Origin of the sequence: Shinella sp. S4-D37, assembly GCF_040812195.1 — a bacterium.
In the GTDB taxonomy this organism is placed as follows: domain Bacteria; phylum Pseudomonadota; class Alphaproteobacteria; order Rhizobiales; family Rhizobiaceae; genus Shinella.
This window is the reverse complement of record NZ_JBFNXL010000005.1, coordinates 1,719,076-1,738,934: the sequence shown is the minus strand read 5'-3', so window position 1 is coordinate 1,738,934 and position 19,859 is coordinate 1,719,076. Positions and strand designations below refer to the sequence as shown.

Below are 19,859 nucleotides of genomic sequence, written 5' to 3'. Positions count from 1 at the left end.
GCCGCATTCTTCGAATTTGACTTCCCTTGCGCGGGTCGCCGGAAACAGCGATGGCGCCGATGGCGCCATCGCTCCCCTCTGACGGGCGGCCTTGCACTCTCCTCCCGGCGCGTGCCGCCCGCAAACGGCGTCACCGCTTATCGTCGACGACGATCTTGCGATAGAGATGCCAGGTGGCATGGCCGAGGATCGGCATGATCACGGCAAGCCCGACGAAGACCGGGATGGAGCCGACGACCAGCAGCGCGGCGACGATCAGGCCCCAGCAGGCGATGGGCACCGGGTTGACCAGCGTGGCGCGCAGCGAGGTCTCGATGGCCGCCACGGCGCCGGCGTCGCGGTCGAGCAGCATGGGAAAGGCGATCACGGTCGTCGCCAGCACGACGAGCGCGAAGCAGAAGCCGATGGCATTGCCGGCCAGCATCAGCAGCAGGCCGTTCTCCGAGCCGAAGATCGAGGCGAGGAACAGGGCGAGCGACTGCGGCGGCTCCGGCCCGAACAGGCTTGTATAGAGCACTTGCGCGAAGACCAGCCACGCGATGAACAGCGCCATCAGCATGGCGCCGACGGCAAGGATGGACGGCAGGGCCGGCGAGTTGCGCACCTCCAGCGCATGGCGCCACGAGGCATCCATGCCGCGCTCGCGCCGCCGGCTGATCTCGTAGAGACCGAGGGCGAAGAACGGCCCGAGCAGCGCGAAACCGGCCACCAGCGGAAAGATCAGCGGCAGCATGTTGGCGCCGGAACTCCAGGTGACGAGCACCACGCCCGCGATGGGGTAGATGAGGCTGAGAAAGACGTAGTGGGACGGCTTGGCGCGAAAATCCGCAAAGCCGAGGCGAAGCGCGTCCATCACGTCGGAAAGACCGATCCGCCGGATCGCCGGGCGCGCCGCCATCTCGCCGTCGCCCGTCATCACATGAAATGTCGTCATGACAAATCCTCCTTGCCGGTTCGAGACCGTCTCGGCGCGCGCGGAGGGCAATCGTCCGCCAGCACAGCGGGCCGTGATTGGCATTGAAGAGGGCGAAGCATACACCCCGGGCGATGATTTGTCCCGCCCCCTTGACTTCAGCACTTCGTGAACGCACATGCCGGCGCATGAAAGCCTCAGAAGCAGAAATCCTCATCGTCCCGGGCTACACCAATTCCGGGCCCGAGCACTGGCAGAGCCGCTGGCAGTCCAGGCTCGGCTCGGCGCGGCGCGTGGAACAGGCCGAGTGGTCCAAGCCCGTGCGCGAGGACTGGGTGCAGCGCGTGATCGAAGAGGTCGCGGCGGCGACGAAGCCCGTCGTGCTCGTCGCCCATTCGCTCGGCGTGGCGGCGGCGATCCATGCCGCCCCGCATCTCGGCGGCAAGGTCGCCGGCGCCTTCCTCGTGGCGCCGCCCGACGTCGCCAACGAGGCCGTCCGGCCGAAACACCTGATGACCTTCGGCCCCTATCCGCGCGAACCGCTCGACTTCCCCTCGCTCGTCGTGGCGAGCCGCAACGATCCGTTCGGCACCTACGAGCATGCCGACGACATCGCCGCCGCCTGGGGTTCGCTGCTGCTCGACGCGGGCGAGGCCGGGCATATCAACACGGAGTCCGGCCACGGGCCCTGGCCGGAGGGCACGATGGTGTTCGCCCAGTTCCTGAGCCGGCTCAAGGCGCCCGAATAGCAGGCGCTCCAGCCATTAAGGGGAATTTCATAGAAATCCGGCACGCTGTTCCCGTTGAGTTCCAAGCAGGCGCCGCGTTTCATGGCCAAACCCTCCGGTTCGACCTCCATTGCCGTGCATGAAACGGAGCGCGAGCCGTTTTATCGCCGGCTTTTCGCGCGGTCCGGCTTCGGCTTTGCCGCGCTCGACGCCGAAGGACGCGTCGTCGATGCGAACGGGACGTTCCTGCGCGCCTTCGGGGTCGCCACCCTCTCCGTCCTGCCCCCCTTCGCCGAATGCGTCTCGCCCAAGGATCGCGCCGTCATGGCCTTCGCCATGCGCCCGAGCCTTGCCGAGCAGGCCCCCTGGGAAATCCGCCTGCAGCGGCCGGATGGCGCGGAATTCTGGGTGCTCGCCTCCTTCCTCGAGCCTCCGCCCCTGCCCGGCGAGCCGTCCGCGCCCGCCCTCATCGTCCAGATCACCGACATAGACGAACGCAAGCGCAACGCGTTCGAACTGGCCGAGCGGGAAAGCCGCTGGAACCATGCGCTCGAATCCGCCGGCCAGGGCGTGTGGGACCACGATTTCGCACGCGGCGACCTCTTCTATTCCCGCCAGTGGCGGGCGATCCGCGGCCTGCAGCCGGACGATCCCATCCAGCCTTCCCTTTCGGACTGGCTGCAGAACGTGCATCCGGACGACCGGGCGCATGTGCTGGAAGAGATCGACAAGCAGGAGACCGGCCAGACGCCGTTCAACGTGTTCTCCTACCGCGAGCGCCACAAGGACGGCCACTGGGTGTGGATCGAGAGCCGTGGCGCCGTCGTCGACTACGGGCCGGATGGCAAGCCGGGCCGCATCGCCGGCACCGACACGGACATAACGGAGCGCAAGGAGGCGGAAGAGCGCCTTGCCCAGATGTCCCGCCGGCTGGAACTGGCGTTCGGCGTCTCGCGCATCGGCGTCTTCGAGGTCAACCTGCGCACCGGCGAGGTGCGCTGGGACGAGCGCATGATCGAGATATACGGCCTTGCCGGAGAGCCCGACGCGAAGAGCTGGGAGCGCGCGCTCCATCCGCAGGACCTGCGCAAGGCGATGGCCACGGTCGAGGACGGCCTCTTCGGCAACCAGGATTTCGCCAACGAATTCCGCATCATCCGCGGCGACGGGGAAGTCCGCCACATCCGCGGGCGCTCGGCGCCCTATGTCGACATGGCCGGCGTGCCGCGCCTCATCGGCGCCAACTGGGACGTCACCGACGACATGCGCCTTCGCGAGGAGCTGGAACATGCCAAGGAACTGGCGGAGGCGCGCAATCTGGAGCTGGAGACCGCCCGGGCGCGCATCGAATACACCGCCCTGCACGACCACCTGACCGGCCTGCCGAACCGCCGCTATCTCGATGCCGCCATCGAGGCCGCCGCGCAGGAGGCGCAGCAGTCCGGCAGCCGCCTTGCAGTGCTGCATATCGATCTCGACCGCTTCAAGGAGATCAACGACACGCTCGGGCACCTTGCCGGCGACCGCATGCTCGTCCACGCCGCCGGCGTGCTCAACGACCTGAAAGGCCCCGACGACTTCGTCGCGCGCATCGGCGGGGACGAGTTCGTCTTCCTGTCGAACGGTTCTGCGGGACGCAACCTCGCCTCGCTCGCCGAGGCCATCGTGGAGGCGATGCGCAAGCCCGTCACCTTCAACGGCCATATGTGCCGCTTCGGGGCCAGCGTCGGCATCGCCAGCCAGTCGGGCAGCGCCATCGATGCCAAGCAGCTCCTCGTCAATGCCGACCTTGCGCTCTATCGCGCCAAGAACCGCGGGCGCAGCCGGCACGAATTCTTCACCAGCGATTTCCAGGCGCAGATCATCGTCAACAAGAAGACGGCCGACGAGATCCTCACCGGCATCGAGCAGCAGCGTTTCCTGCCCTACTACCAGCCGCAGTTCTGCGCCCGCACGCTCGATGTCGTCGGCGTCGAGACGCTGGCGCGCTGGAACCATCCGACCCGGGGGATCCTCGCCCCCGACGCGTTCCTGAAGATCGCCGAGGATCTCGACTGCGTGGCGATGATCGACCGCGTCGTCCTGGAAAAGTCGCTCGCCGACTATGCCGAATGGCAGGCGCTCGGCCTCGGCATCGAGAAGATCTCGGCCAATGTCTCCTCCAAGCGCCTGCACGATCCGGAGCTGGCGCGGTCGCTGCACACGCTGGGCATCCGCCCGAAATCGCTTTCCTTCGAACTCCTGGAATCGATCTTCCTCGACGATTGCGACCGCGTCGTGCTGGAAAACCTCGCGGAGATGCGCAAGCTCGGCATCGACATCGAGATCGACGATTTCGGCACCGGCCATGCCTCGATCGTCAGCCTGATGAAGCTCTCGCCGCGCCGGCTGAAGATCGACCGGCAGCTCATCAAGCCGGTCAGCCGCTCGCCCGGCCAGCGCAAGCTCGTCGGCACCATCATCGAGATCGGCCGCTCGCTGAACATCGAGGTCGTGGCCGAAGGCGTCGAGACGCCCGCCCACGTCGCCATCATGCGCGAGCTCGGCTGCGATATCCTGCAGGGCTACGCGCTCGCCCGGCCCATGCCGGCACACGCTATTCCGGATTTCGTGCGCGGTGAGGAATGGCGCCACCAGGACGGCAATGTGCGCGACCTCCAGAGCGAGGCGCGCCGGGCCGGCATCCGCTAGAAACGGGAAAGCCGCCCGGTTTGGCCGGACGGCTTCCAAAGACGCGGCGGAGGCGTGAAAACGCGGCTCAGCCCACTTCGAGCTGCGCGATGGCGACGGCCAGCAGTTCGATCATCTGGACGCGGATTTCGTCTTCGCTGCGGGCAACGCCGGCCGCCACGAAATCGGCCTTGATCTTGCGCACGACGTCCTCATGGCCGACTTCCTCGAAATCGGCGGCGACGACCTCCTTGGCATAGGCTTCGGCCTCGCCGTCGGTCTTGCCGAGCAGGCCGGCAGCCCACAGGCCGAGCAGCTTGTTGCGGCGTGCTTCGGCCCTGAAGCGAAGCTCCTCGTCCAGCGCGAACTTGGCCTCGAAGGCCTTTTCCCGATCCTGTATGCTGGTCATCCATGGCTCCCGTAGATTCTTTGACCCGATAGGCTTTCCGCCCATAAATCAAAACAATGGCAAAAGTGCAATGCGAACTTTCGTGAGGTCCGAACTTCCCGGAAATCGGGGGATCGGGCGCGACAGCGATTGTTAAACTGCGGCATTTCGTTTATGGGAGCGCAAACGAACGACACCTGCGCGGCCCAAGCGCGCCAACAACAGAGACAAAATCCATGAACCGTCGCCGCCGTATCTACGAGGGCAAGGCCAAGATCCTGTACGAGGGTCCCGAGCCGGGCACGCTGATCCAGTTCTTCAAGGATGACGCCACCGCCTTCAACAAGAAGAAGCACGATGTCATCGACGGAAAGGGTGTGCTCAACAACCGGATCTCCGAGTACCTCTTCACCCAGCTGAACAAGATGGGAATCCCGACCCACTTCATCCGCCGCCTCAACATGCGCGAGCAGCTGATCAAGGAAGTCGAGATCATCCCGCTCGAAGTGGTCGTGCGCAACGTCGCCGCCGGCTCGCTGTCCAAGCGCCTCGGCATCGAGGAAGGCACCGTGCTGCCGCGCTCGATCATCGAATTCTATTTCAAGGCCGATGCGCTGGAAGACCCCATGGTCTCCGAAGAGCACATCACCGCCTTCGGCTGGGCGAGCCCGCAGGAACTCGACGACATCATGGCGCTCGCCATCCGCGTCAACGACTTCCTCTCCGGCCTCTTCCTCGGCGTCGGCATCCAGCTCGTCGATTTCAAGATCGAGTGCGGCCGCCTCTACGAAGGCGACATGATGCGCATCATCATCGCCGACGAGATCTCGCCGGACAGCTGCCGCCTCTGGGATATCGCCACCCAGGAGAAGATGGACAAGGACCGTTTCCGCCGCGACATGGGCGGCCTGGTCGAAGCCTATCAGGAAGTGGCCCGCCGCCTCGGCATCATCAACGAGAACGAGCCCGTGCGCGGCACCGGCCCGGTTCTGGTGAAATAACACGCCTTCCAAGGATGGACAGACAGACATGATCAAGGCACGCGTAACGGTTACGCTCAAGAACGGTGTTTTGGACCCGCAGGGCAAGGCGATCGAGGGCGCCCTCGGCAGCCTCGGCTTCGACGGCGTCGGCCACGTCCGCCAGGGCAAGGTCTTCGATCTGGAACTCGCGACCGCCGACCGCGCCAAGGCCGAAGCCGACCTCAAGGCCATGTGCGACAAGCTGCTGGCCAACACGGTAATCGAGAACTATACTATCGCCCTCGCCTGACGGTTGAAGGGGATGGCAAATGGCGGATGCGACACACGACCTGCTCCATGAATTGCTGAAAAGCTTTCATGTCCGCATGGACAAGTTGGACAGGGGTTTGGCCGACCTCCGCAGCGAGATGATCACGATGCGCGGTAACATCGTGACCATCCAGCAGGATGTGCATCACATCTACTCGCGCCTGGACCGCGTGGACCAGCGCCTCGACCGTATCGAAAACCGCCTCGAACTGCGTGAACGCGCCGAGGCCCAGGCAAGGTTTGAACCACACCCATGAAGTCCGCCGTCGTCCAACTTCCCGGCCTCAACCGTGACCGCGACATGATCGCGGCGCTGACCAAGATCTCCGGCACCGCGCCGGTCACCGTCTGGCAGACGGAAACGGACCTGCCCGACGTCGACCTGATCGTCATCCCCGGCGGCTTCTCCTACGGCGATTACCTGCGCTGCGGAGCGATTGCCGCCCGCATGCCCGTCATGCAGGCGATCAAGGCGAAGGCCGAGGCCGGCGTGAAGGTGCTGGGCGTGTGCAACGGCTTCCAGATCCTGCTCGAATCCGGCCTCCTGCCCGGCGCGCTGATGCGCAACGCCTCGCTGAAATTCGTCTGCCGCGAAGTGAAGCTCGAAGTGGTGAACGCCGAGACCGACTTCACCCGCGCCTACGACAAGGGCCAGATCATCCGCTGCCCGGTCGCCCATCACGACGGCAACTATTTCGCCGACGCCGAGACGCTGGCCGCCGTCGAAGGCAATGGCCAGGTCGTGTTCCGCTATGCGCAAGGCACCAATCCGAACGGCTCGATCAACGATATTGCCGGCGTGATGAACGCGAAGGGCAACGTGCTCGGCCTGATGCCGCATCCGGAAAACCTCATCGAGGCCGCCCATGGCGGTTCGGACGGCCGCGGCCTCTTCGCCTCGGTGCTCGACGTCATCGCGGCCTGACAGGCGCTCGAAAACCGTTCCGGCGGGGATGGGCGCGGCTCGTCCCCGGCCGCGCGCCGCTTCGTCAGGCTCTCTTAACGCCCGGCTGCTATCAAGAGCGCCTGTCCATCCCCGAAAGGCCTTCCATGCGCTCTCGCCCCGCCGCCAAGCTTCTCCTGCCGCTGCTGTCCGTCGCGGCCCTGGCGGCCTGCCAGGCGACGCCGCCCGCGCCGAAGGTCGATGGCGGCGCCCTGCCGACCATGGAGCGTGTCGCGCTCGGCGCCAATGGCTGCTGGTTCAAGTCGGGCGATCCGGCCTTCAAGGCCTACCGCCTCGCGCCGGAGCTGAATTCCTTCTCCGGCCGCCCGCGCATCCTCGTCGTCCACCGCAACTCGCCGGAATCGCGCCCGCTGCTCGTCGTGCAGGCGGAAGGCAATCCGGCGAAGCTCGATGCCTTCGGCCCGCTGATGGCCGAGGCCGCCGGTGCGCGCATCACGGCCGACGTCAGGCGCTGGGCCGGCGGCGGCAAGGGCTGCTGACCGCCCGCCCTCAATCCCAATAGATCGATTTGCGGATCTCCCGCGTCGCCTCGGCGCGGCTGAGGCCGATGTCGCGAAGCTGTTCGTCCGTCATCTCCAGCAAGGCATGGCGCGTGCGCCGCGTGATGCTCCAGGCGTGGCATGCGCCCCAGGCGCGATGCAGCATTGCACGCAGGCCACCGGGCCGATTGCATGCCTCCGTCGCGGACATTGTATCGATTGCCATGATCGTCTCTCCTGAAGCATTGCGACCCGCCACAATGAGCGGTGCATTCAGGAAATAATTGACTTCATCCGCGGTGCAATCTAGGAATTGACACCATGACAAATTGGCTTCCCGATCTGCAGGCCTCCGACGGCCCCCTTTATGTGCGCATCGCCGACCAGATCGAGCAGGCGATCAGCACCGGCGCGCTCGCCTCCGGCAGCAAGCTGCCGCCGCAGCGCAACCTCGCCTACGATATCGGCGTGACCATCGGCACCGTCAGCCGCGCCTATACGATGGTGCGCGAACGCGGCCTCGTCAGCGGCGAGGTCGGCCGCGGCACCTATGTGCTCGGCTCGACGGAAGGAGACGATGCGGCGGCGCTGGATCCGGTCAGCGCAAGGCTGGTCGGCACCCGCGCTGCCAATGCGCCGCCCGGCAAGCTGCGCTTCGACACGACGGCGGCGACCGATGTGGGCCAGTCGGGCGCGGTCACCGACATCCTCGCCGACATCTGCCGCGAGCAGGCGAACGAGATCGCCAGCTATACCCGGAATTTCCCGCCGCAATGGCTGGAGGCCGGGCGGCGCTGGCTGAGGCGCGACGACTGGCAGCCGGCGATCGAGAGCATCGTGCCGACGCTCGGCGCCCATGCCGCCGTCATCGCCGCCGTCTCGGTCATCACCGCGCCCGGCGACCGCATCGTCTTCGAACACGTCACCTATTCGCAGGTGAGCCGCGGCACCGCCCTCATCGGCCGCCAGACGGTGCTGGTCGAATCGGATGCGGAGGGCGTGATCCCGGAGGATTTCGAGCGCGTCTGCGTACAGCAGCACCCGAAGCTCGCCTTCCTCATGACATCCGGCCAGAACCCGACGCTCTCCATCATGCCGGAAGAGCGGCGCCGCGCCATCGCCGCCATCGCCCGGCGGCACAATGTCTTCCTCATCGAGGACAATCTCTATGGCGGCACGATCGACGCCGGCATTCCGCTTCTCGCCGAAATCGCGCCCGACCGGACCTTCCTCGTCGGCGGCCTGTCGAAGAGCGTGGCGGCGGGCGTGCGCGGCGGCTGGATCGCCTGCCCGCCGCACCTTTCCCAGCGCGTGCGCATCGCCCACAAGATGGTGAGCGGCGGCCTGCCCTACCTGCTTGCCGAACTCGGCGCCCGGCTGGTGCTGTCGGGCACGGCGGACGCCATCCGGGCGAAGGTCTCCGCGGAGGTCGAGGTCCGCGAGGCGCATGCGCGAGAAATCTTCGCAGGGCTCGATTTCAATTCGCACCCGCGCGTGCCCTTCCTCTGGCTGAAGCTGCCGGACCCGTGGCTGTCCGGCACGTTCCGCCAGGCGGCTTTCGCAGAGGACATCCTCATCGACGACGAGGACGAGTTCAAGGCCGGCCGCTCGGAGAGGACGTTCTACCGCGTGCGCATCGGCCTTTCCTCGCCGGAAAGCCGCGCGGACGTCGTCACCGGCCTGACGCGGCTGCGCCGCCTCATCGCCCACGGCCCGACGGGCTATGACAGCCCGGCCTGAAACCGCGCGGTTTCGCCTGTGATCGGGGTCATTTTCCTGTCGCACTGCCCGGCGGCATAGGTTAAAGAGACCGCAATCCTGCCCTCCACGACAAGACGAGCGACGATGACCATTTCGAACACCCGCCCGATCACCCCGGAGCTGATTGCCGCCCATGGGCTGAAGCCGGATGAATACGACCGCATCCTCTCGCTGATCGGCCGCGAGCCGACCTTCACGGAACTCGGCATCTTCTCGGCCATGTGGAACGAGCACTGCTCGTACAAGTCCTCCAAGCGCTGGCTGCGCACGCTGCCGACCAAGGGTCCGCGCGTCATCCAGGGCCCGGGTGAGAATGCCGGCGTGGTCGATATCGACGACGGCGACTGCGTCGTCTTCAAGATGGAGAGCCACAACCACCCGTCCTATATCGAGCCCTACCAGGGTGCGGCGACGGGCGTCGGCGGCATCCTGCGCGACGTCTTCACCATGGGCGCGCGCCCGGTCGCGGCGATGAACGCGCTGCGCTTCGGCGCGCCCGACCATCCGAAGACCCGCCACCTCGTCTCGGGCGTCGTCGCCGGCGTCGGCGGCTACGGCAATTCCTTCGGCGTGCCGACGGTCGGCGGCGAGGTCGAGTTCGATCCGCGCTACAACGGCAACATCCTCGTCAACGCCTTTGCAGCCGGCCTTGCGAAATCCAACGCCATCTTCCTGTCCGAAGCCAAGGGCGTCGGCCTGCCCGTCGTCTATCTCGGCGCGAAAACCGGCCGCGACGGCGTCGGCGGCGCCACCATGGCTTCGGCCGAATTCGACGAATCCATCGAAGAGAAGCGCCCCACCGTGCAGGTCGGCGATCCCTTCACCGAAAAGTGCCTGCTGGAAGCCTGCCTCGAACTGATGCAGACCGGCGCCGTCATCGCCATCCAGGACATGGGCGCGGCCGGCCTCACCTGCTCGGCCGTCGAGATGGGCGCCAAGGGCGACCTCGGCATCGAGCTGAACCTCGATCTCGTGCCGGTGCGCGAAGAACAGATGACGGCCTACGAGATGATGCTGTCGGAAAGCCAGGAGCGCATGCTCATGGTTCTGGAACCCGCCAGGGAAGAGGTCGCCAAGGCGATCTTCGTCAAGTGGGGCCTCGACTTCGCCATCGTCGGCAAGACGACGGACGACCTGCGCTTCCGCATCCTGCACCAGGGCGAGGAAGTCGCCGACCTGCCGATCAAGGACCTCGGCGACCAGGCGCCGGAATACGATCGCCCCTGGCGCGAGCCGGGCAAGCCCGCGCCGCTGCCGGCCAACCTCGTCGCCGAGCCCGCCAGCTATGGCGAGGCGGTGCTGAAGCTCGTCGGCTCGCCGAACCAGTCGAGCCGCCGCTGGGTCTACGAGCAGTACGACACGCTCATCCAGGGCAACTCGCTGCAGATCCCCGGCGGGGACGCCGGCGTCGTGCGCGTCGAAGGCCATGCCAGCAAGGCCCTTGCCTTCTCCTCCGACGTCACCCCGCGCTATGTCGAGGCCGATCCGTTCGAGGGCGGCAAGCAGGCCGTCGCCGAATGCTGGCGCAACATCACTGCGACCGGCGCCGAGCCGCTCGCCTCCACCGACAACCTCAATTTCGGCAATCCGGAAAAGCCGGAGATCATGGGCCAGTTCGTCAAGGCCATCCAGGGCATCGGCGAAGCCTGCCGCGCGCTCCACTTCCCGATCGTCTCCGGCAACGTCTCGCTCTACAACGAGACGAACGGCATCGCCATCCTGCCGACCCCGACCATCGCCGGCGTCGGCCTCCTGCCCGATTGGTCGGTCATGGCGAAGATCGGCGGCGCGAAGGACGGCGACCAGCTCGTGCTGATCGGCGTCGACGGCAGCCATCTCGGCCAGTCCGTCTATCTGCGCGACGTGCTCGGCCTTATCGACGGCCCGGCGCCGGAAGTGGACCTGCACGCCGAACGCCGCAACGGCGATTTCGTGCGCTCGGCCATCCGCAACGGCCAGGTCACGGCCTGCCACGACATCTCGTCGGGCGGCCTTGCCGTCGCGCTCGCGGAAATGACGATGGCCTCCGGCAAGGGTGCCAAGGTCGATCTTTCCACGGCGAACGGCCCGGCCCATGCGCTGCTCTTCGGCGAAGACCAGGCGCGCTATGTCCTCGCCGTCCCGGCCGATCTTGCGAATTTCCTGTGCGCCAATGCGGAAGGCGCGGGCGTGCCGTTCCGCCGCCTCGGCACGGTCGGCGGCGATGCGCTCGTGGTGGACGGCCTCCTGTCGCTGCCGATTGAGCAATTGCGCGACACCCATGAATCGTGGTTCCCTGACTTCATGGATGGCAACGGCACCGCCGCTGCCGCCGCGGAATAACGATAAGGGAGCAGTTCACATGGCTATGTCACCCGGCGATATCGAAGACATGATCAAATCCGGCATTCCCGGAGCGAAGGTGGTCATCCGCGATCTTGCCGGCGACGGCGATCACTACGCCGCCGAAGTCGTCGCGGAAGCCTTCCGCGGCAAGACCCGCGTACAGCAGCACCAGATGGTCTACGACGCGCTGAAGGGCAATATGGGCGGCATTCTGCACGCCCTCGCCCTGCAGACCTCGATCCCGGAGTAGAATCCGACCATGGTCGATCTCCTCAAGGAACTCGTCAGCGGCGTGGTCGATGCGGCCCTCAAGGAGGTGCTGAAGAAGACCGGCGTGCGCAAGGCCTCGACCAAGCGCACGCGCCGCAGGACGACGACGCGCAAGAAGCCGTCCGGCGGGATCCTTGGCGATATCATCGAGGCCGCGCTGAAGCCGGCAACGAAGACGGCCAAGCGCCCGAGAAAACAGGTGAGCCGCCGTCGCACGGCGGCAAGCCGCTCGCGCCAGCGCGCGCGTTAGGCGCGTCCCCCGCGCAACACCCCGGAAATGGTAAGGAAGCCCCTTGCATTTTTTGTCGCGGGGCTTCTGGCATTTGGCACCCGAGGTTGTTATCTAGGGCGAATGGTTCATCGCATCGGCCCTTGAAGCCGATTTGCTAGGGAATACGGCTATGAGTGGCATCCACGATTTCATCAAAAACGAAGTGAAGACGAACGACGTCGTCCTGTTCATGAAGGGCACGCCGGAATTCCCGCAGTGTGGGTTCTCCGGTCAGGTCGTGCAGATCCTCGACTATGTGGGCGTGGGCTACAAGGGCATCAACGTGCTGGCCGACGCCGACATCCGCCAGGGCATCAAGGACTATTCCAACTGGCCGACCATCCCGCAGCTTTACGTGAAGGGTGAGTTCCTCGGCGGTTGCGACATCGTGCGCGAGATGTTCCAGTCGGGCGAGTTGCAGTCGCACCTCCAGGAACAGGGTATTTCGATCAAGGGCGCTGCCTGACGCTTAACGGTCTTTGCGAAGGCCCCAAGCTTTTCAAAGGCGCCGCATCGCTGCGGCGCCTTATCTCTTTCATGGAACAATTGATTATGTCCGGACTTTCCCCCGAATCGGCCCAGCGCCTCAAAGGCATGGGCAAGATGGAATTCATTGCGCTCATGGCGCTGCTGATGGCGCTCAATGCGCTCGCCATCGACATCATGCTGCCCGGCCTCCAGGAAATCGGCGCCAGCCTCGGCGTCGAGAACGAGAACCACCGGCAGTATGTCATCTCCGCCTACCTGATCGGCTTTGCCTTCGCGCAGCTCGTCTACGGGCCGATCTCCGACCGGTTCGGGCGACGCATCCCCATGTTCGTCGGCCTTGCCATCTACATCGTCTCCTCGCTCGCCGCGATCCTCGTGCCGAGCTTCGCCGCGCTTCTGGCGCTGCGGTTCATCCAGGGCATCGGCTCGTCCGCCATGCGCGTCATCACCATCTCGATCGTGCGCGACGTGTTCGGCGGGCGCGCGATGGCCGAGGTCATGTCGCTCATCATGATGGTCTTCATGGTCGTTCCGGTGCTGGCGCCGGGCACGGGCCAGGTCGTCATGCTGTTCGGCGACTGGCACCTCATCTTCGTGTTCATGGCGGTCATGGCCGCCGCCGTCTGGGCCTGGATGTATCTCCGCCTTCCGGAAACGCTCCATCCCGAGGATGTGCGCCCCTTCACGGTGCGCTCGGTCCTCGGAGGCTTCCGCATCGTCCTGACGAACCGCGTCGCGCTGTGCTACACGCTGGCCAGCACCTTCATCTTCGGCGCGCTGTTCGGCTTCATCAACTCGGCGCAGCAGATCTATGTCGGCATCTACGGGCTCGGCGTCTGGTTCCCGGTCGCCTTCGCGGGTGTCGCCGCCTTCATGGCGCTGTCGTCCTTCGTCAATGCGCGGCTCGTCGGCAGGTTCGGCATGCGGCGCCTGTCGCACGGCGCGCTGATGGGCTTCCTCGGCGTCAACGCGCTGTGGCTGCTTCTGACGCTCGTCTGGACGCCGCACCTGCCCTTCCCCATCTTCATCGTGCTCTTCGCGCTGTCGATGTTCCAGTTCGGCTGGATCGGCTCGAACTTCAACTCGCTCGCCATGGAGCCGCTCGGCCATGTCGCCGGCACTGCCTCCTCGGTGCTCGGCTTCATGGGCACCGCCGGCGGCACGATTTTGGGCGCGATCATCGGCCAGGCCTTCAACGGCACGGCCCTGCCGCTGGTCATGGGCTTCTTCGTGCTGTCGATCATCGGCCTCGTCTTCGTCCTGATCGCCGAGCGCGGAAAACTGTTCCAGCCGCACAACCAGCCGGTTTGAAGGCCATGCCTCTCCTTTGGCAAAGTACGAACAAGAAGGACGCCATGCCTCTCTTCCGTCATGGTCGGACTTGATCCGACCATCCACGCCGCAAGCGCCAATGGATCCTCGGGTCAAGCCCGAGGATGACAGGAGGAGAAGTACGGCGACAGAGAAAAGGCCCGGTTGCGGATGCAGCCGGGCCTTTTCCTTGAGAAAAATCTGCTCAGTCGACGAAGACCTCGCGGCGCAGCATCTCCCAGCTCTCCTTGTCGGGTGCGACCAGCAGGCCGCCCTCGACATGGTGCGGCCTGTAGGGCGAACCGTCGAAGCGGGCGGCATAGGCCCCGGCTTCCTGGGAGATCAGCGTTCCGGCAAGGTGGTCCCAGGGCATCAGCTTGTTGTACATCAGGTAGTGCAGGTTGCCGCCGGCGAAGGTGCGGTATTCGTGCGCCGCGCAGCGGTAGTTCGAGACGAAGGCCACCTTGGCGAGGTTCGACAGGACGCGCGCGCGGCGCTCCCGGTCGAGGAAGCTCGTGGAGGCCATGCCGGTCATGGCCTCCAGCGGCGCGCCGCCCCGCGCCTTCAGCCGCACGGCCGGGCGATGGTCGCCGGTCTGCCAGGCCCCGCCGCCCTTTTCCGCCATGACGAAATCGTCGCCCATCGGATCGTAGATGATGCCGCCGACCGTCTCGCCGCCGGAGACGATCGCCGCCATGACGCCGAAGAGCGGCACGCCGGTCGCGAAGTTGAACGTGCCGTCGATCGGGTCGACGACGATGGCAAGGTCCGCATCCTTGAGCTTCGGCAGGAGCGCCGGATCGGCCGCGACCGTCTCCTCGCCGACGAACAGCACGCCCGGGAACTGCGCCGCCACTTCGCGGCTGATGAAGCGCTCGGCCGCCTCGTCGGCTTCCGTCACCAGGTCGTTGGCGTCTGCCTTGGTGCGGATGTCGCCCTTGGCGAGCGCGCGGAAGCGCGGGCGGATTTCCGCCGCCGCCGCCTGTGCAAGCACGAGCGCGAGGGCATTGATGTCAATCGTCGTCATGGGGCCTTACCGTTTCGAGGGAGGAGAAATCGAAAAGCTTCGGGTCGAGAAGATGGGACGGGTTGGTATGGCCGAGCGCGCGCAGCATGGCGTCCTTGCGGCCCGGCATGCGCGTTTCGATATCCGCCAGCATCGCCTTCATCGCATTGCGCTGGAGGCCGTCCTGCGAGCCGCAGAGATCGCAGGGGATGATCGGGAACTGCATGGCGGCGGCGAATTTCGCAAGGTCGTCCTCGGCCGCATAGGCGAGCGGACGCAGCAGCATGACGTCGCCCTCGTCGTTCAGGAGTTTTGGCGGCATGGCGGCAAGCCGCCCGCCGTGGAAGAAGTTCATGAAGAAGGTTTCGAGAATGTCCTCGCGATGATGGCCCAGCACCAGCGCGTCGCAGCCCTCCTCCCGGGCGATGCGATAAAGATTGCCGCGCCTCAGCCGCGAGCAGAGCGAGCAATAGGTCGCCCCCGACGGCACCTTCTCCTTCACGATGGAATAGGTGTCGCGATATTCGATGCGGTGCCTGACGCCGATGGATTTCAGGTAATCCGGCAGGATGTGCTTCGGAAAATTCGGCTGGCCCTGGTCGAGATTGCAGGCGATGAGTTCGACCGGCAGCAGGCCGCGCCATTGGAGGTCCATCAGCAGGGCCAGCAGGCCGTAGCTGTCCTTGCCGCCCGAAAGGCCGACGAGCCAGCGCTTCTGGCCCTTCAGCATGGAAAAATCGTCCATCGCCTGCCGCACCTGCCGGAGCAGGCGCTTGCGCAGCTTGTTGAAGGAGACGCTGGAGGGCGCATCCGCAAAGAGCCGATGGCGGCCGGCATCCGGTGCGTCGTCGTCGGTATCAGCAAAAGCCAGGGTCGTAGTTGCCGTCATGGGCCTGCAATGCCCCGAACCGGCCGCACAATCAAGCCCCGAAGACGGACCAGCCGGTGCGCGCCGCCAGCATTTCCAGCGCCAGCGAGCCGAGCAGCGAATTGCCGTTCTCGTTGAGCCCCGGCGACCAGACGGCGACCGACGCCTTTCCGGGCGCGACGGCGAAAATCCCGCCGCCGACGCCGCTCTTGCCCGGCAGGCCGACGCGATAGGCGAAATCGCCCGAACCGTCATAGTGGCCGCAGGTCAGCATCAATGCGTTGATACGCCGCGCCCGAAGATGCGGGACGACGCGGTGGCCGGTCAAAGGATTGGTGCCGCTGTTGGCGAGGAACAGCCCCGCCTTGGCAAGCTGCCGGCAGCTCATCGCCAGCGCGCATTGATGGAAATAGACGCCGAGCACCAGTTCGGCGGCATGGTCGAGCTTGCCGAAGGAGCGCATGAAATTGGCGAGCGCGAAATTGCGGAACCCCGTCGCCTGCTCCGAGCGCGCCACATCCTGGTCGATGATGATGTCGTCCTCGTCCGCCAGATAGCGCAGGAACCGCACGATCTCACCGATCGCCTCCTTCGGCGTGTGCCCGGCAAGCACGAGGTCGGTGATGGCGATGGCGCCGGCATTGATGAAGGGATTGCGCGGAATGCCGCCCTCGTGCTCGAGCTGGACGATGGAGTTGAAGGCCGAGCCCGACGGCTCGCGCCCGACGCGCTTCCAGATACCCTCGCCGTGCTTGCCGAGCGCCAGCGTAAGCGTGAAGACCTTGGAAATGCTCTGGATGGAGAAGGCCTCCTCCGCGTCGCCGGCAAGATGCACCGCGCCGTCGGTCGTCACCACGGCGATGCCGAGTTTCCTGGGGTCCACATGGGCAAGCTGCGGAATGTAGTCCGCCACCTTGCCCTCGCCGCGCCGTGGCGACAGCGCCGCGTGAATCTCCTCGACGATGCCCTGCAAATCCGTCATGCGATTTCCCCCCAAAGAAAAAGCCGCCAATCTCTTGGCGGCTTTTTCAGATTGCGCAAGGTGTCGCCCGCGAATTAACGCGAATAGAATTCGACGACCAGGTGCGGTTCCATGACGACGGCGTAGGGCACGTCGGTAAGAACCGGAACGCGAACGAAGGTCGCGGTCATCTTGTTGTGGTCGGCTTCGATATAGTCCGGAACGTCGCGTTCAGCCAGGCCAACGGATTCGAGAACCGTGACGAGCTGCTTGGACTTTTCCTTGACTTCGATGACGTCGCCCGGCTTGCAGCGGTAGGAACCGATGTTGACGCGCACGCCGTTGACCTTGACGTGGCCGTGGTTGACGAACTGACGGGCAGCGAAGACCGTCGGAACGAACTTGGCGCGGTAGACGATCGCGTCGAGACGCGATTCGAGCAGGCCGATCAGGTGTTCCGGGGTATCGCCCTTGCGGCGCTCGGCTTCGGCGAAGATCGCGCGGAACTGCTTCTCGCGGATATCGCCGTAGTAGCCCTTAAGCTTCTGCTTGGCGCGGAGCTGAACACCGAAGTCCGAAAGCTTGGACTTGCGGCGCTGGCCGTGCTGGCCCGGGCCGTATTCGCGGCGGTTGACCGGGGACTTCGGACGGCCCCAGATGTTTTCGCCCATGCGGCGGTCGATTTTGTACTTGGATGCAGCGCGCTTGCTCATCGCATTTCCTCTAAGTCTTGTTATCGCCTGCCCGTTGCCGGGCCGGCTGAAGGAAACACGCCCTCCTCTGAACCTTTCGGGTTCCGACAGGCTTCTCACGATCGCGACCGGAGAATCCACGGGACATGTCAAATGAAACACCGGACATTTCTGCCCGGCGCTGGCGGGTCATTAGGGGAGTTTTACAGGACTGTCAACGAGCAAGACCCGGAAAATCCGCCTATTCCGCCGCATCGCGGTGGGAATCGGCAAGGTCCGGCCCGTTGGCGTCGCCCGGCAGCGTCTCGCAGTTCAGATCCGGGAAGGCAACGATGCGGTGGCCGGCAAGATCGCTGTGCACCACCACCAGCCCCTGCTCCTCGAAATAGCCGAGCAGGCGCCGCGCCCGGCGGGCCGAATGCGTGCCGTAGGCCCGGGCGATCCGGGCATCCGAGGGGCAGGAGAGCCCGCGCACCGCGGCCTGCGCGACGAGCAGGAACACGCCCTGCAAATCCTCGGTGACGCTGCGCGACAGATCGAGCGCCCTGCCCCAGACTTCCGTCGCCGCCGTCTCGGCATCGACGCCGGAGCGCGCGACCGCCATCTTGCGGCGGAAGGCCGAAAGCGACAGCGGCGCGCCCGGCACGCGGCGGATGCGGCAGCGCACGAGGAAATCCTGGAAAAGCTCGGCATCGGCCCGGAAGGCCGCGTCGGGATTGGCGAGAATTTCGGCGAGCGCCTGGTCGAGCAGGCCTTCCCGCTCCTGCGCAGAAATCTCGGGTGCCGGAGCCTTCGCCTCCGCCTGCATCGGCTCCGGCCGCGCGCGCGACAGTTCGGCGAGGATATCCGTCGTCGGGCGCGGCGCCGGCGGCGCGCGGCGGACGAGCGGTCGGGAAAACTCCTCCGGGTCGGGCGTGAAGATCAGGTCCTCCACATCCTGAGGCGCATCCGGCAGCGGCATCAGCTTGGGGCTGGTCGAGCGCGCCGAGGTTTCCACCGCGCCGATCTCCACCGGCAACGGGCGGCGCGACAGTGCCGGGCCGAGCGCCACGAAGGAGCCGCGCGGCAGGTCGCGGAACATTTCCGCCTGCCGGCGGTCGAGGCCCAGAAGGTCGGCGGCGCGCGCCATGTCGATGTCGAGGAAGGTGCGGCCCATCAGGAAGTTGGAGGCCTCGGCCGCGACGTTCTTGGCAAGCTTGGCGAGGCGCTGCGTGGCGATGACGCCGGCAAGGCCGCGCTTGCGGCCGCGGCACATCAGGTTGGTCATCGCGCCGAGCGAGAGTTTTCGCGCTTCTTCGGAGACCTCGCCGCTGACGGCGGGCGCGAAAAGCTGCGCCTCGTCGACGACGACGAGCACCGGATACCAATAGTCGCGATCCGCATCGAACATCGCATTGAGGAAGATGCCGGCCGCGCGCATCTGCTCGTCAGCCTCAAGACCCTCCAGCGAGAGCACGCAGGAGACGCGATGCTGGCGGATGCGGGTGGCGATGCCGACAAGCTCGGCTTCCGTGCGTTCGCCATCGACCACGACATGGCCGAACCGGTCGGAGAGCGTGACGAAATCCCCTTCGGGATCGATGATGACCTGCTGCACCCATTGCGCGGACTGTTCGAGCAGGCGCCGCAGGAGATGCGACTTTCCCGAGCCCGAATTGCCCTGCACGAGCAGGCGCGTCGCCAGCAGTTCCTCGATATCGAGCCTGGCCGGTGCGCCGCCCTGCACCGTTCCCATGTCGATGCCGACCTTCATCCCGTTCCTCGTTCAAAAAATTCCTGATTCGCCGGCCGCCACCGGACAACCGGCAAGCCCTAACACGAAATCCGCGGGCGTCACGCCCGGCTTTGTGAAAAAATCCACAAGGTTCTCGCCATGGCCGCGCTCAGGCAGCCTTGTCGTCCAGCGGCTGCACGTCGGGCTGGCCGCGCTGCATCGCCTGCGCCAGATCGAAATTGGCCTGCATGGCAAGCCAGGCGCGCGCCGTGCTGGCCCCCGCCCGCTCAAGGCGCAGGGCAAGGTCGGGGCTGACGGCGGCGCGGCCATGGAGCACGCGCGAAAGAGCGACCCGGGACATGCCGAGCCGGCCGGCCGCATCCGTCACCGACAGGCCGAGCGGCTGAAGCACGTCCTCGCGGAGCAATGCGCCGGGATGGGGAGGAAATTTCATCATCGCCGCGATCCTTTCAATGATAGTCCTGATAGTCGACCAGTTCGACATCCGCCCCGACGAAGCGGAACGTCACCCGCCAGTTGCCGTTCACCCAGACCGACCAATATCCCTTCATCGTTCCCTTGAGGGGATGAAGCCTGAGGCCCGGCAGGTTGACGTCGGCCGGCGAACTCGCGACATCCAGCAAGCCGAGGATACGCCCCAGCTTGGCGGCATGCGATGCCTGGATCCCCTTCGTCGAACCCGACATGTAGAAGAGTTCCAGGCCTTTGTGCCGGAAACTGACGATCATGGCGCAAT

Annotated in this window: 23 protein-coding genes; 13 read left to right on the top strand and 10 right to left on the bottom strand. The window is 65.7% G+C overall.

The features are described 5' to 3' along the window. Positions 1-130 precede the first annotated feature (130 nt). Positions 131-934, bottom strand: a complete 804-nt coding sequence (locus AB3G45_RS15840) for a DUF2189 domain-containing protein (protein ID WP_367831484.1) — start codon at positions 932-934, stop codon at positions 131-133. Between the two features lie 167 nt (positions 935-1,101). Between AB3G45_RS15840 and AB3G45_RS15835 the strand changes: the two genes are divergently transcribed. Together AB3G45_RS15835 and AB3G45_RS15830 are read left to right on the top strand one after the other, a co-directional pair. Further along, positions 1,102-1,662: an RBBP9/YdeN family alpha/beta hydrolase gene (locus AB3G45_RS15835; protein ID WP_367831483.1), complete on the top strand. Its 561-nt coding sequence runs from the start codon at positions 1,102-1,104 to the stop codon at positions 1,660-1,662. 81 nt (positions 1,663-1,743) lie between these two features. Further along, positions 1,744-4,332, top strand: a complete 2,589-nt coding sequence (locus AB3G45_RS15830) for an EAL domain-containing protein (protein WP_367831482.1) — start codon at positions 1,744-1,746, stop codon at positions 4,330-4,332. Between the two features lie 67 nt (positions 4,333-4,399). Here AB3G45_RS15830 and AB3G45_RS15825 read toward each other — a convergent pair whose 3' ends face one another. Next, positions 4,400-4,720, bottom strand: a complete 321-nt coding sequence (locus AB3G45_RS15825; RefSeq protein WP_367831481.1) for a DUF1476 domain-containing protein — start codon at positions 4,718-4,720, stop codon at positions 4,400-4,402. A gap of 215 nt (positions 4,721-4,935) precedes the next feature. Between AB3G45_RS15825 and purC the strand changes: the two genes are divergently transcribed. From purC to AB3G45_RS15800, 5 genes are all read left to right on the top strand, one after another. Further along, positions 4,936-5,700, top strand: a complete 765-nt coding sequence (gene purC, locus AB3G45_RS15820) for a phosphoribosylaminoimidazolesuccinocarboxamide synthase (protein WP_119258326.1) — start codon at positions 4,936-4,938, stop codon at positions 5,698-5,700. A gap of 28 nt (positions 5,701-5,728) precedes the next feature. Further along, positions 5,729-5,971 (top strand): phosphoribosylformylglycinamidine synthase subunit PurS, encoded by a 243-nt coding sequence (gene purS / locus AB3G45_RS15815; protein ID WP_367831480.1) that lies wholly within the window; start codon positions 5,729-5,731, stop codon positions 5,969-5,971. Positions 5,972-5,990: 19 nt separating this feature from the next. Next, entirely contained in the window at positions 5,991-6,248 is a 258-nt protein-coding gene (locus AB3G45_RS15810; protein ID WP_367831479.1) for a hypothetical protein, read from the top strand. Next, a complete protein-coding gene (purQ, locus tag AB3G45_RS15805; protein WP_367831478.1) occupies positions 6,245-6,916 on the top strand; it encodes a phosphoribosylformylglycinamidine synthase subunit PurQ in 672 nt (223 codons plus the stop codon). Before AB3G45_RS15810 ends, purQ begins: the two co-directional genes overlap by 4 nt. Positions 6,917-7,041: 125 nt before the next feature. Then, positions 7,042-7,434, top strand: coding sequence for a hypothetical protein (locus AB3G45_RS15800; protein ID WP_367831477.1), 393 nt, complete (start codon positions 7,042-7,044; stop codon positions 7,432-7,434). Positions 7,435-7,444: 10 nt separating this feature from the next. On the opposite strand, the gene AB3G45_RS15795 is transcribed toward AB3G45_RS15800, so the two are convergent. Further along, a complete protein-coding gene (locus AB3G45_RS15795; protein ID WP_367831476.1) occupies positions 7,445-7,660 on the bottom strand; it encodes a DUF1127 domain-containing protein in 216 nt (71 codons plus the stop codon). A 95-nt stretch (positions 7,661-7,755) separates the two neighbouring features. Here AB3G45_RS15795 and AB3G45_RS15790 point away from each other — a divergent pair, with 95 nt between their 5' ends. The 6 genes from AB3G45_RS15790 to AB3G45_RS15765 all read left to right on the top strand — a co-directional run bounded on the left by AB3G45_RS15790 (position 7,756) and on the right by AB3G45_RS15765 (position 13,861). Continuing rightward, entirely contained in the window at positions 7,756-9,174 is a 1,419-nt protein-coding gene (locus AB3G45_RS15790; RefSeq protein ID WP_367831475.1) for a PLP-dependent aminotransferase family protein, read from the top strand. A gap of 105 nt (positions 9,175-9,279) precedes the next feature. Beyond that, positions 9,280-11,517, top strand: coding sequence for a phosphoribosylformylglycinamidine synthase subunit PurL (gene purL / locus AB3G45_RS15785; protein ID WP_367831474.1), 2,238 nt, complete (start codon positions 9,280-9,282; stop codon positions 11,515-11,517). 19 nt (positions 11,518-11,536) lie between these two features. Then, positions 11,537-11,770 carry a BolA/IbaG family iron-sulfur metabolism protein gene (locus AB3G45_RS15780; protein ID WP_367831473.1) on the top strand — a complete coding sequence of 78 codons (234 nt, stop codon included), beginning with the start codon at positions 11,537-11,539 and terminating at the stop codon, positions 11,768-11,770. Between the two features lie 9 nt (positions 11,771-11,779). Next, positions 11,780-12,040: a hypothetical protein gene (locus AB3G45_RS15775; protein WP_367831472.1), complete on the top strand. Its 261-nt coding sequence runs from the start codon at positions 11,780-11,782 to the stop codon at positions 12,038-12,040. A gap of 151 nt (positions 12,041-12,191) precedes the next feature. Next, on the top strand, positions 12,192-12,527 hold the full coding sequence (gene grxD, locus AB3G45_RS15770) for a Grx4 family monothiol glutaredoxin (RefSeq protein ID WP_367831471.1): 336 nt from the start codon (positions 12,192-12,194) through the stop codon (positions 12,525-12,527). A 128-nt stretch (positions 12,528-12,655) separates the two neighbouring features. Then, positions 12,656-13,861, top strand: coding sequence for a multidrug effflux MFS transporter (locus AB3G45_RS15765; protein ID WP_367833595.1), 1,206 nt, complete (start codon positions 12,656-12,658; stop codon positions 13,859-13,861). 205 nt (positions 13,862-14,066) lie between these two features. On the opposite strand, the gene AB3G45_RS15760 is transcribed toward AB3G45_RS15765, so the two are convergent. From AB3G45_RS15760 to AB3G45_RS15730, 7 genes are all read right to left on the bottom strand, one after another. Beyond that, positions 14,067-14,888: an inositol monophosphatase gene (locus tag AB3G45_RS15760; protein ID WP_367831470.1), complete on the bottom strand. Its 822-nt coding sequence runs from the start codon at positions 14,886-14,888 to the stop codon at positions 14,067-14,069. Beyond that, the gene (gene ttcA, locus AB3G45_RS15755; protein WP_367831469.1) at positions 14,875-15,756 is read right to left on the bottom strand and encodes a tRNA 2-thiocytidine(32) synthetase TtcA; all 882 of its coding nucleotides are present in this window, start codon (positions 15,754-15,756) and stop codon (positions 14,875-14,877) included. Before ttcA ends, AB3G45_RS15760 begins: the two co-directional genes overlap by 14 nt. Positions 15,757-15,787: 31 nt before the next feature. Beyond that, positions 15,788-16,717: a glutaminase gene (locus AB3G45_RS15750; RefSeq protein ID WP_367831468.1), complete on the bottom strand. Its 930-nt coding sequence runs from the start codon at positions 16,715-16,717 to the stop codon at positions 15,788-15,790. 74 nt (positions 16,718-16,791) lie between these two features. Further along, positions 16,792-17,409: a 30S ribosomal protein S4 gene (rpsD, locus tag AB3G45_RS15745; protein WP_367831467.1), complete on the bottom strand. Its 618-nt coding sequence runs from the start codon at positions 17,407-17,409 to the stop codon at positions 16,792-16,794. Between the two features lie 220 nt (positions 17,410-17,629). Then, the gene (locus tag AB3G45_RS15740) at positions 17,630-19,141 is read right to left on the bottom strand and encodes a DUF87 domain-containing protein (RefSeq protein ID WP_367831466.1); all 1,512 of its coding nucleotides are present in this window, start codon (positions 19,139-19,141) and stop codon (positions 17,630-17,632) included. Between the two features lie 130 nt (positions 19,142-19,271). Further along, the gene (locus tag AB3G45_RS15735) at positions 19,272-19,559 is read right to left on the bottom strand and encodes a HigA family addiction module antitoxin (protein WP_367831465.1); all 288 of its coding nucleotides are present in this window, start codon (positions 19,557-19,559) and stop codon (positions 19,272-19,274) included. A 13-nt stretch (positions 19,560-19,572) separates the two neighbouring features. After that, positions 19,573-19,851, bottom strand: coding sequence for a type II toxin-antitoxin system RelE/ParE family toxin (locus AB3G45_RS15730; RefSeq protein ID WP_367831464.1), 279 nt, complete (start codon positions 19,849-19,851; stop codon positions 19,573-19,575). Positions 19,852-19,859: the final 8 nt, after the last annotated feature.

What these genes read in the sequence shown, in the direction of transcription:
- AB3G45_RS15840 (WP_367831484.1), bottom strand. Translation starts at nt 934, where the DNA reads ATGACGACATTTCATGTGATGACGGGCGACGGCGAGATGGCGGCGCGC.
- AB3G45_RS15835 (WP_367831483.1), top strand. Translation starts at nt 1,102, where the DNA reads ATGAAAGCCTCAGAAGCAGAAATCCTCATCGTCCCGGGCTACACCAAT.
- AB3G45_RS15830 (WP_367831482.1), top strand. Translation starts at nt 1,744, where the DNA reads ATGGCCAAACCCTCCGGTTCGACCTCCATTGCCGTGCATGAAACGGAG.
- AB3G45_RS15825 (WP_367831481.1), bottom strand. Translation starts at nt 4,720, where the DNA reads ATGACCAGCATACAGGATCGGGAAAAGGCCTTCGAGGCCAAGTTCGCG.
- purC (WP_119258326.1), top strand. Translation starts at nt 4,936, where the DNA reads ATGAACCGTCGCCGCCGTATCTACGAGGGCAAGGCCAAGATCCTGTAC.
- purS (WP_367831480.1), top strand. Translation starts at nt 5,729, where the DNA reads ATGATCAAGGCACGCGTAACGGTTACGCTCAAGAACGGTGTTTTGGAC.
- AB3G45_RS15810 (WP_367831479.1), top strand. Translation starts at nt 5,991, where the DNA reads ATGGCGGATGCGACACACGACCTGCTCCATGAATTGCTGAAAAGCTTT.
- purQ (WP_367831478.1), top strand. Translation starts at nt 6,245, where the DNA reads ATGAAGTCCGCCGTCGTCCAACTTCCCGGCCTCAACCGTGACCGCGAC.
- AB3G45_RS15800 (WP_367831477.1), top strand. Translation starts at nt 7,042, where the DNA reads ATGCGCTCTCGCCCCGCCGCCAAGCTTCTCCTGCCGCTGCTGTCCGTC.
- AB3G45_RS15795 (WP_367831476.1), bottom strand. Translation starts at nt 7,660, where the DNA reads ATGGCAATCGATACAATGTCCGCGACGGAGGCATGCAATCGGCCCGGT.
- AB3G45_RS15790 (WP_367831475.1), top strand. Translation starts at nt 7,756, where the DNA reads ATGACAAATTGGCTTCCCGATCTGCAGGCCTCCGACGGCCCCCTTTAT.
- purL (WP_367831474.1), top strand. Translation starts at nt 9,280, where the DNA reads ATGACCATTTCGAACACCCGCCCGATCACCCCGGAGCTGATTGCCGCC.
- AB3G45_RS15780 (WP_367831473.1), top strand. Translation starts at nt 11,537, where the DNA reads ATGGCTATGTCACCCGGCGATATCGAAGACATGATCAAATCCGGCATT.
- AB3G45_RS15775 (WP_367831472.1), top strand. Translation starts at nt 11,780, where the DNA reads ATGGTCGATCTCCTCAAGGAACTCGTCAGCGGCGTGGTCGATGCGGCC.
- grxD (WP_367831471.1), top strand. Translation starts at nt 12,192, where the DNA reads ATGAGTGGCATCCACGATTTCATCAAAAACGAAGTGAAGACGAACGAC.
- AB3G45_RS15765 (WP_367833595.1), top strand. Translation starts at nt 12,656, where the DNA reads ATGGGCAAGATGGAATTCATTGCGCTCATGGCGCTGCTGATGGCGCTC.
- AB3G45_RS15760 (WP_367831470.1), bottom strand. Translation starts at nt 14,888, where the DNA reads ATGACGACGATTGACATCAATGCCCTCGCGCTCGTGCTTGCACAGGCG.
- ttcA (WP_367831469.1), bottom strand. Translation starts at nt 15,756, where the DNA reads ATGACGGCAACTACGACCCTGGCTTTTGCTGATACCGACGACGACGCA.
- AB3G45_RS15750 (WP_367831468.1), bottom strand. Translation starts at nt 16,717, where the DNA reads ATGACGGATTTGCAGGGCATCGTCGAGGAGATTCACGCGGCGCTGTCG.
- rpsD (WP_367831467.1), bottom strand. Translation starts at nt 17,409, where the DNA reads ATGAGCAAGCGCGCTGCATCCAAGTACAAAATCGACCGCCGCATGGGC.
- AB3G45_RS15740 (WP_367831466.1), bottom strand. Translation starts at nt 19,141, where the DNA reads ATGAAGGTCGGCATCGACATGGGAACGGTGCAGGGCGGCGCACCGGCC.
- AB3G45_RS15735 (WP_367831465.1), bottom strand. Translation starts at nt 19,559, where the DNA reads ATGATGAAATTTCCTCCCCATCCCGGCGCATTGCTCCGCGAGGACGTG.
- AB3G45_RS15730 (WP_367831464.1), bottom strand. Translation starts at nt 19,851, where the DNA reads ATGATCGTCAGTTTCCGGCACAAAGGCCTGGAACTCTTCTACATGTCG.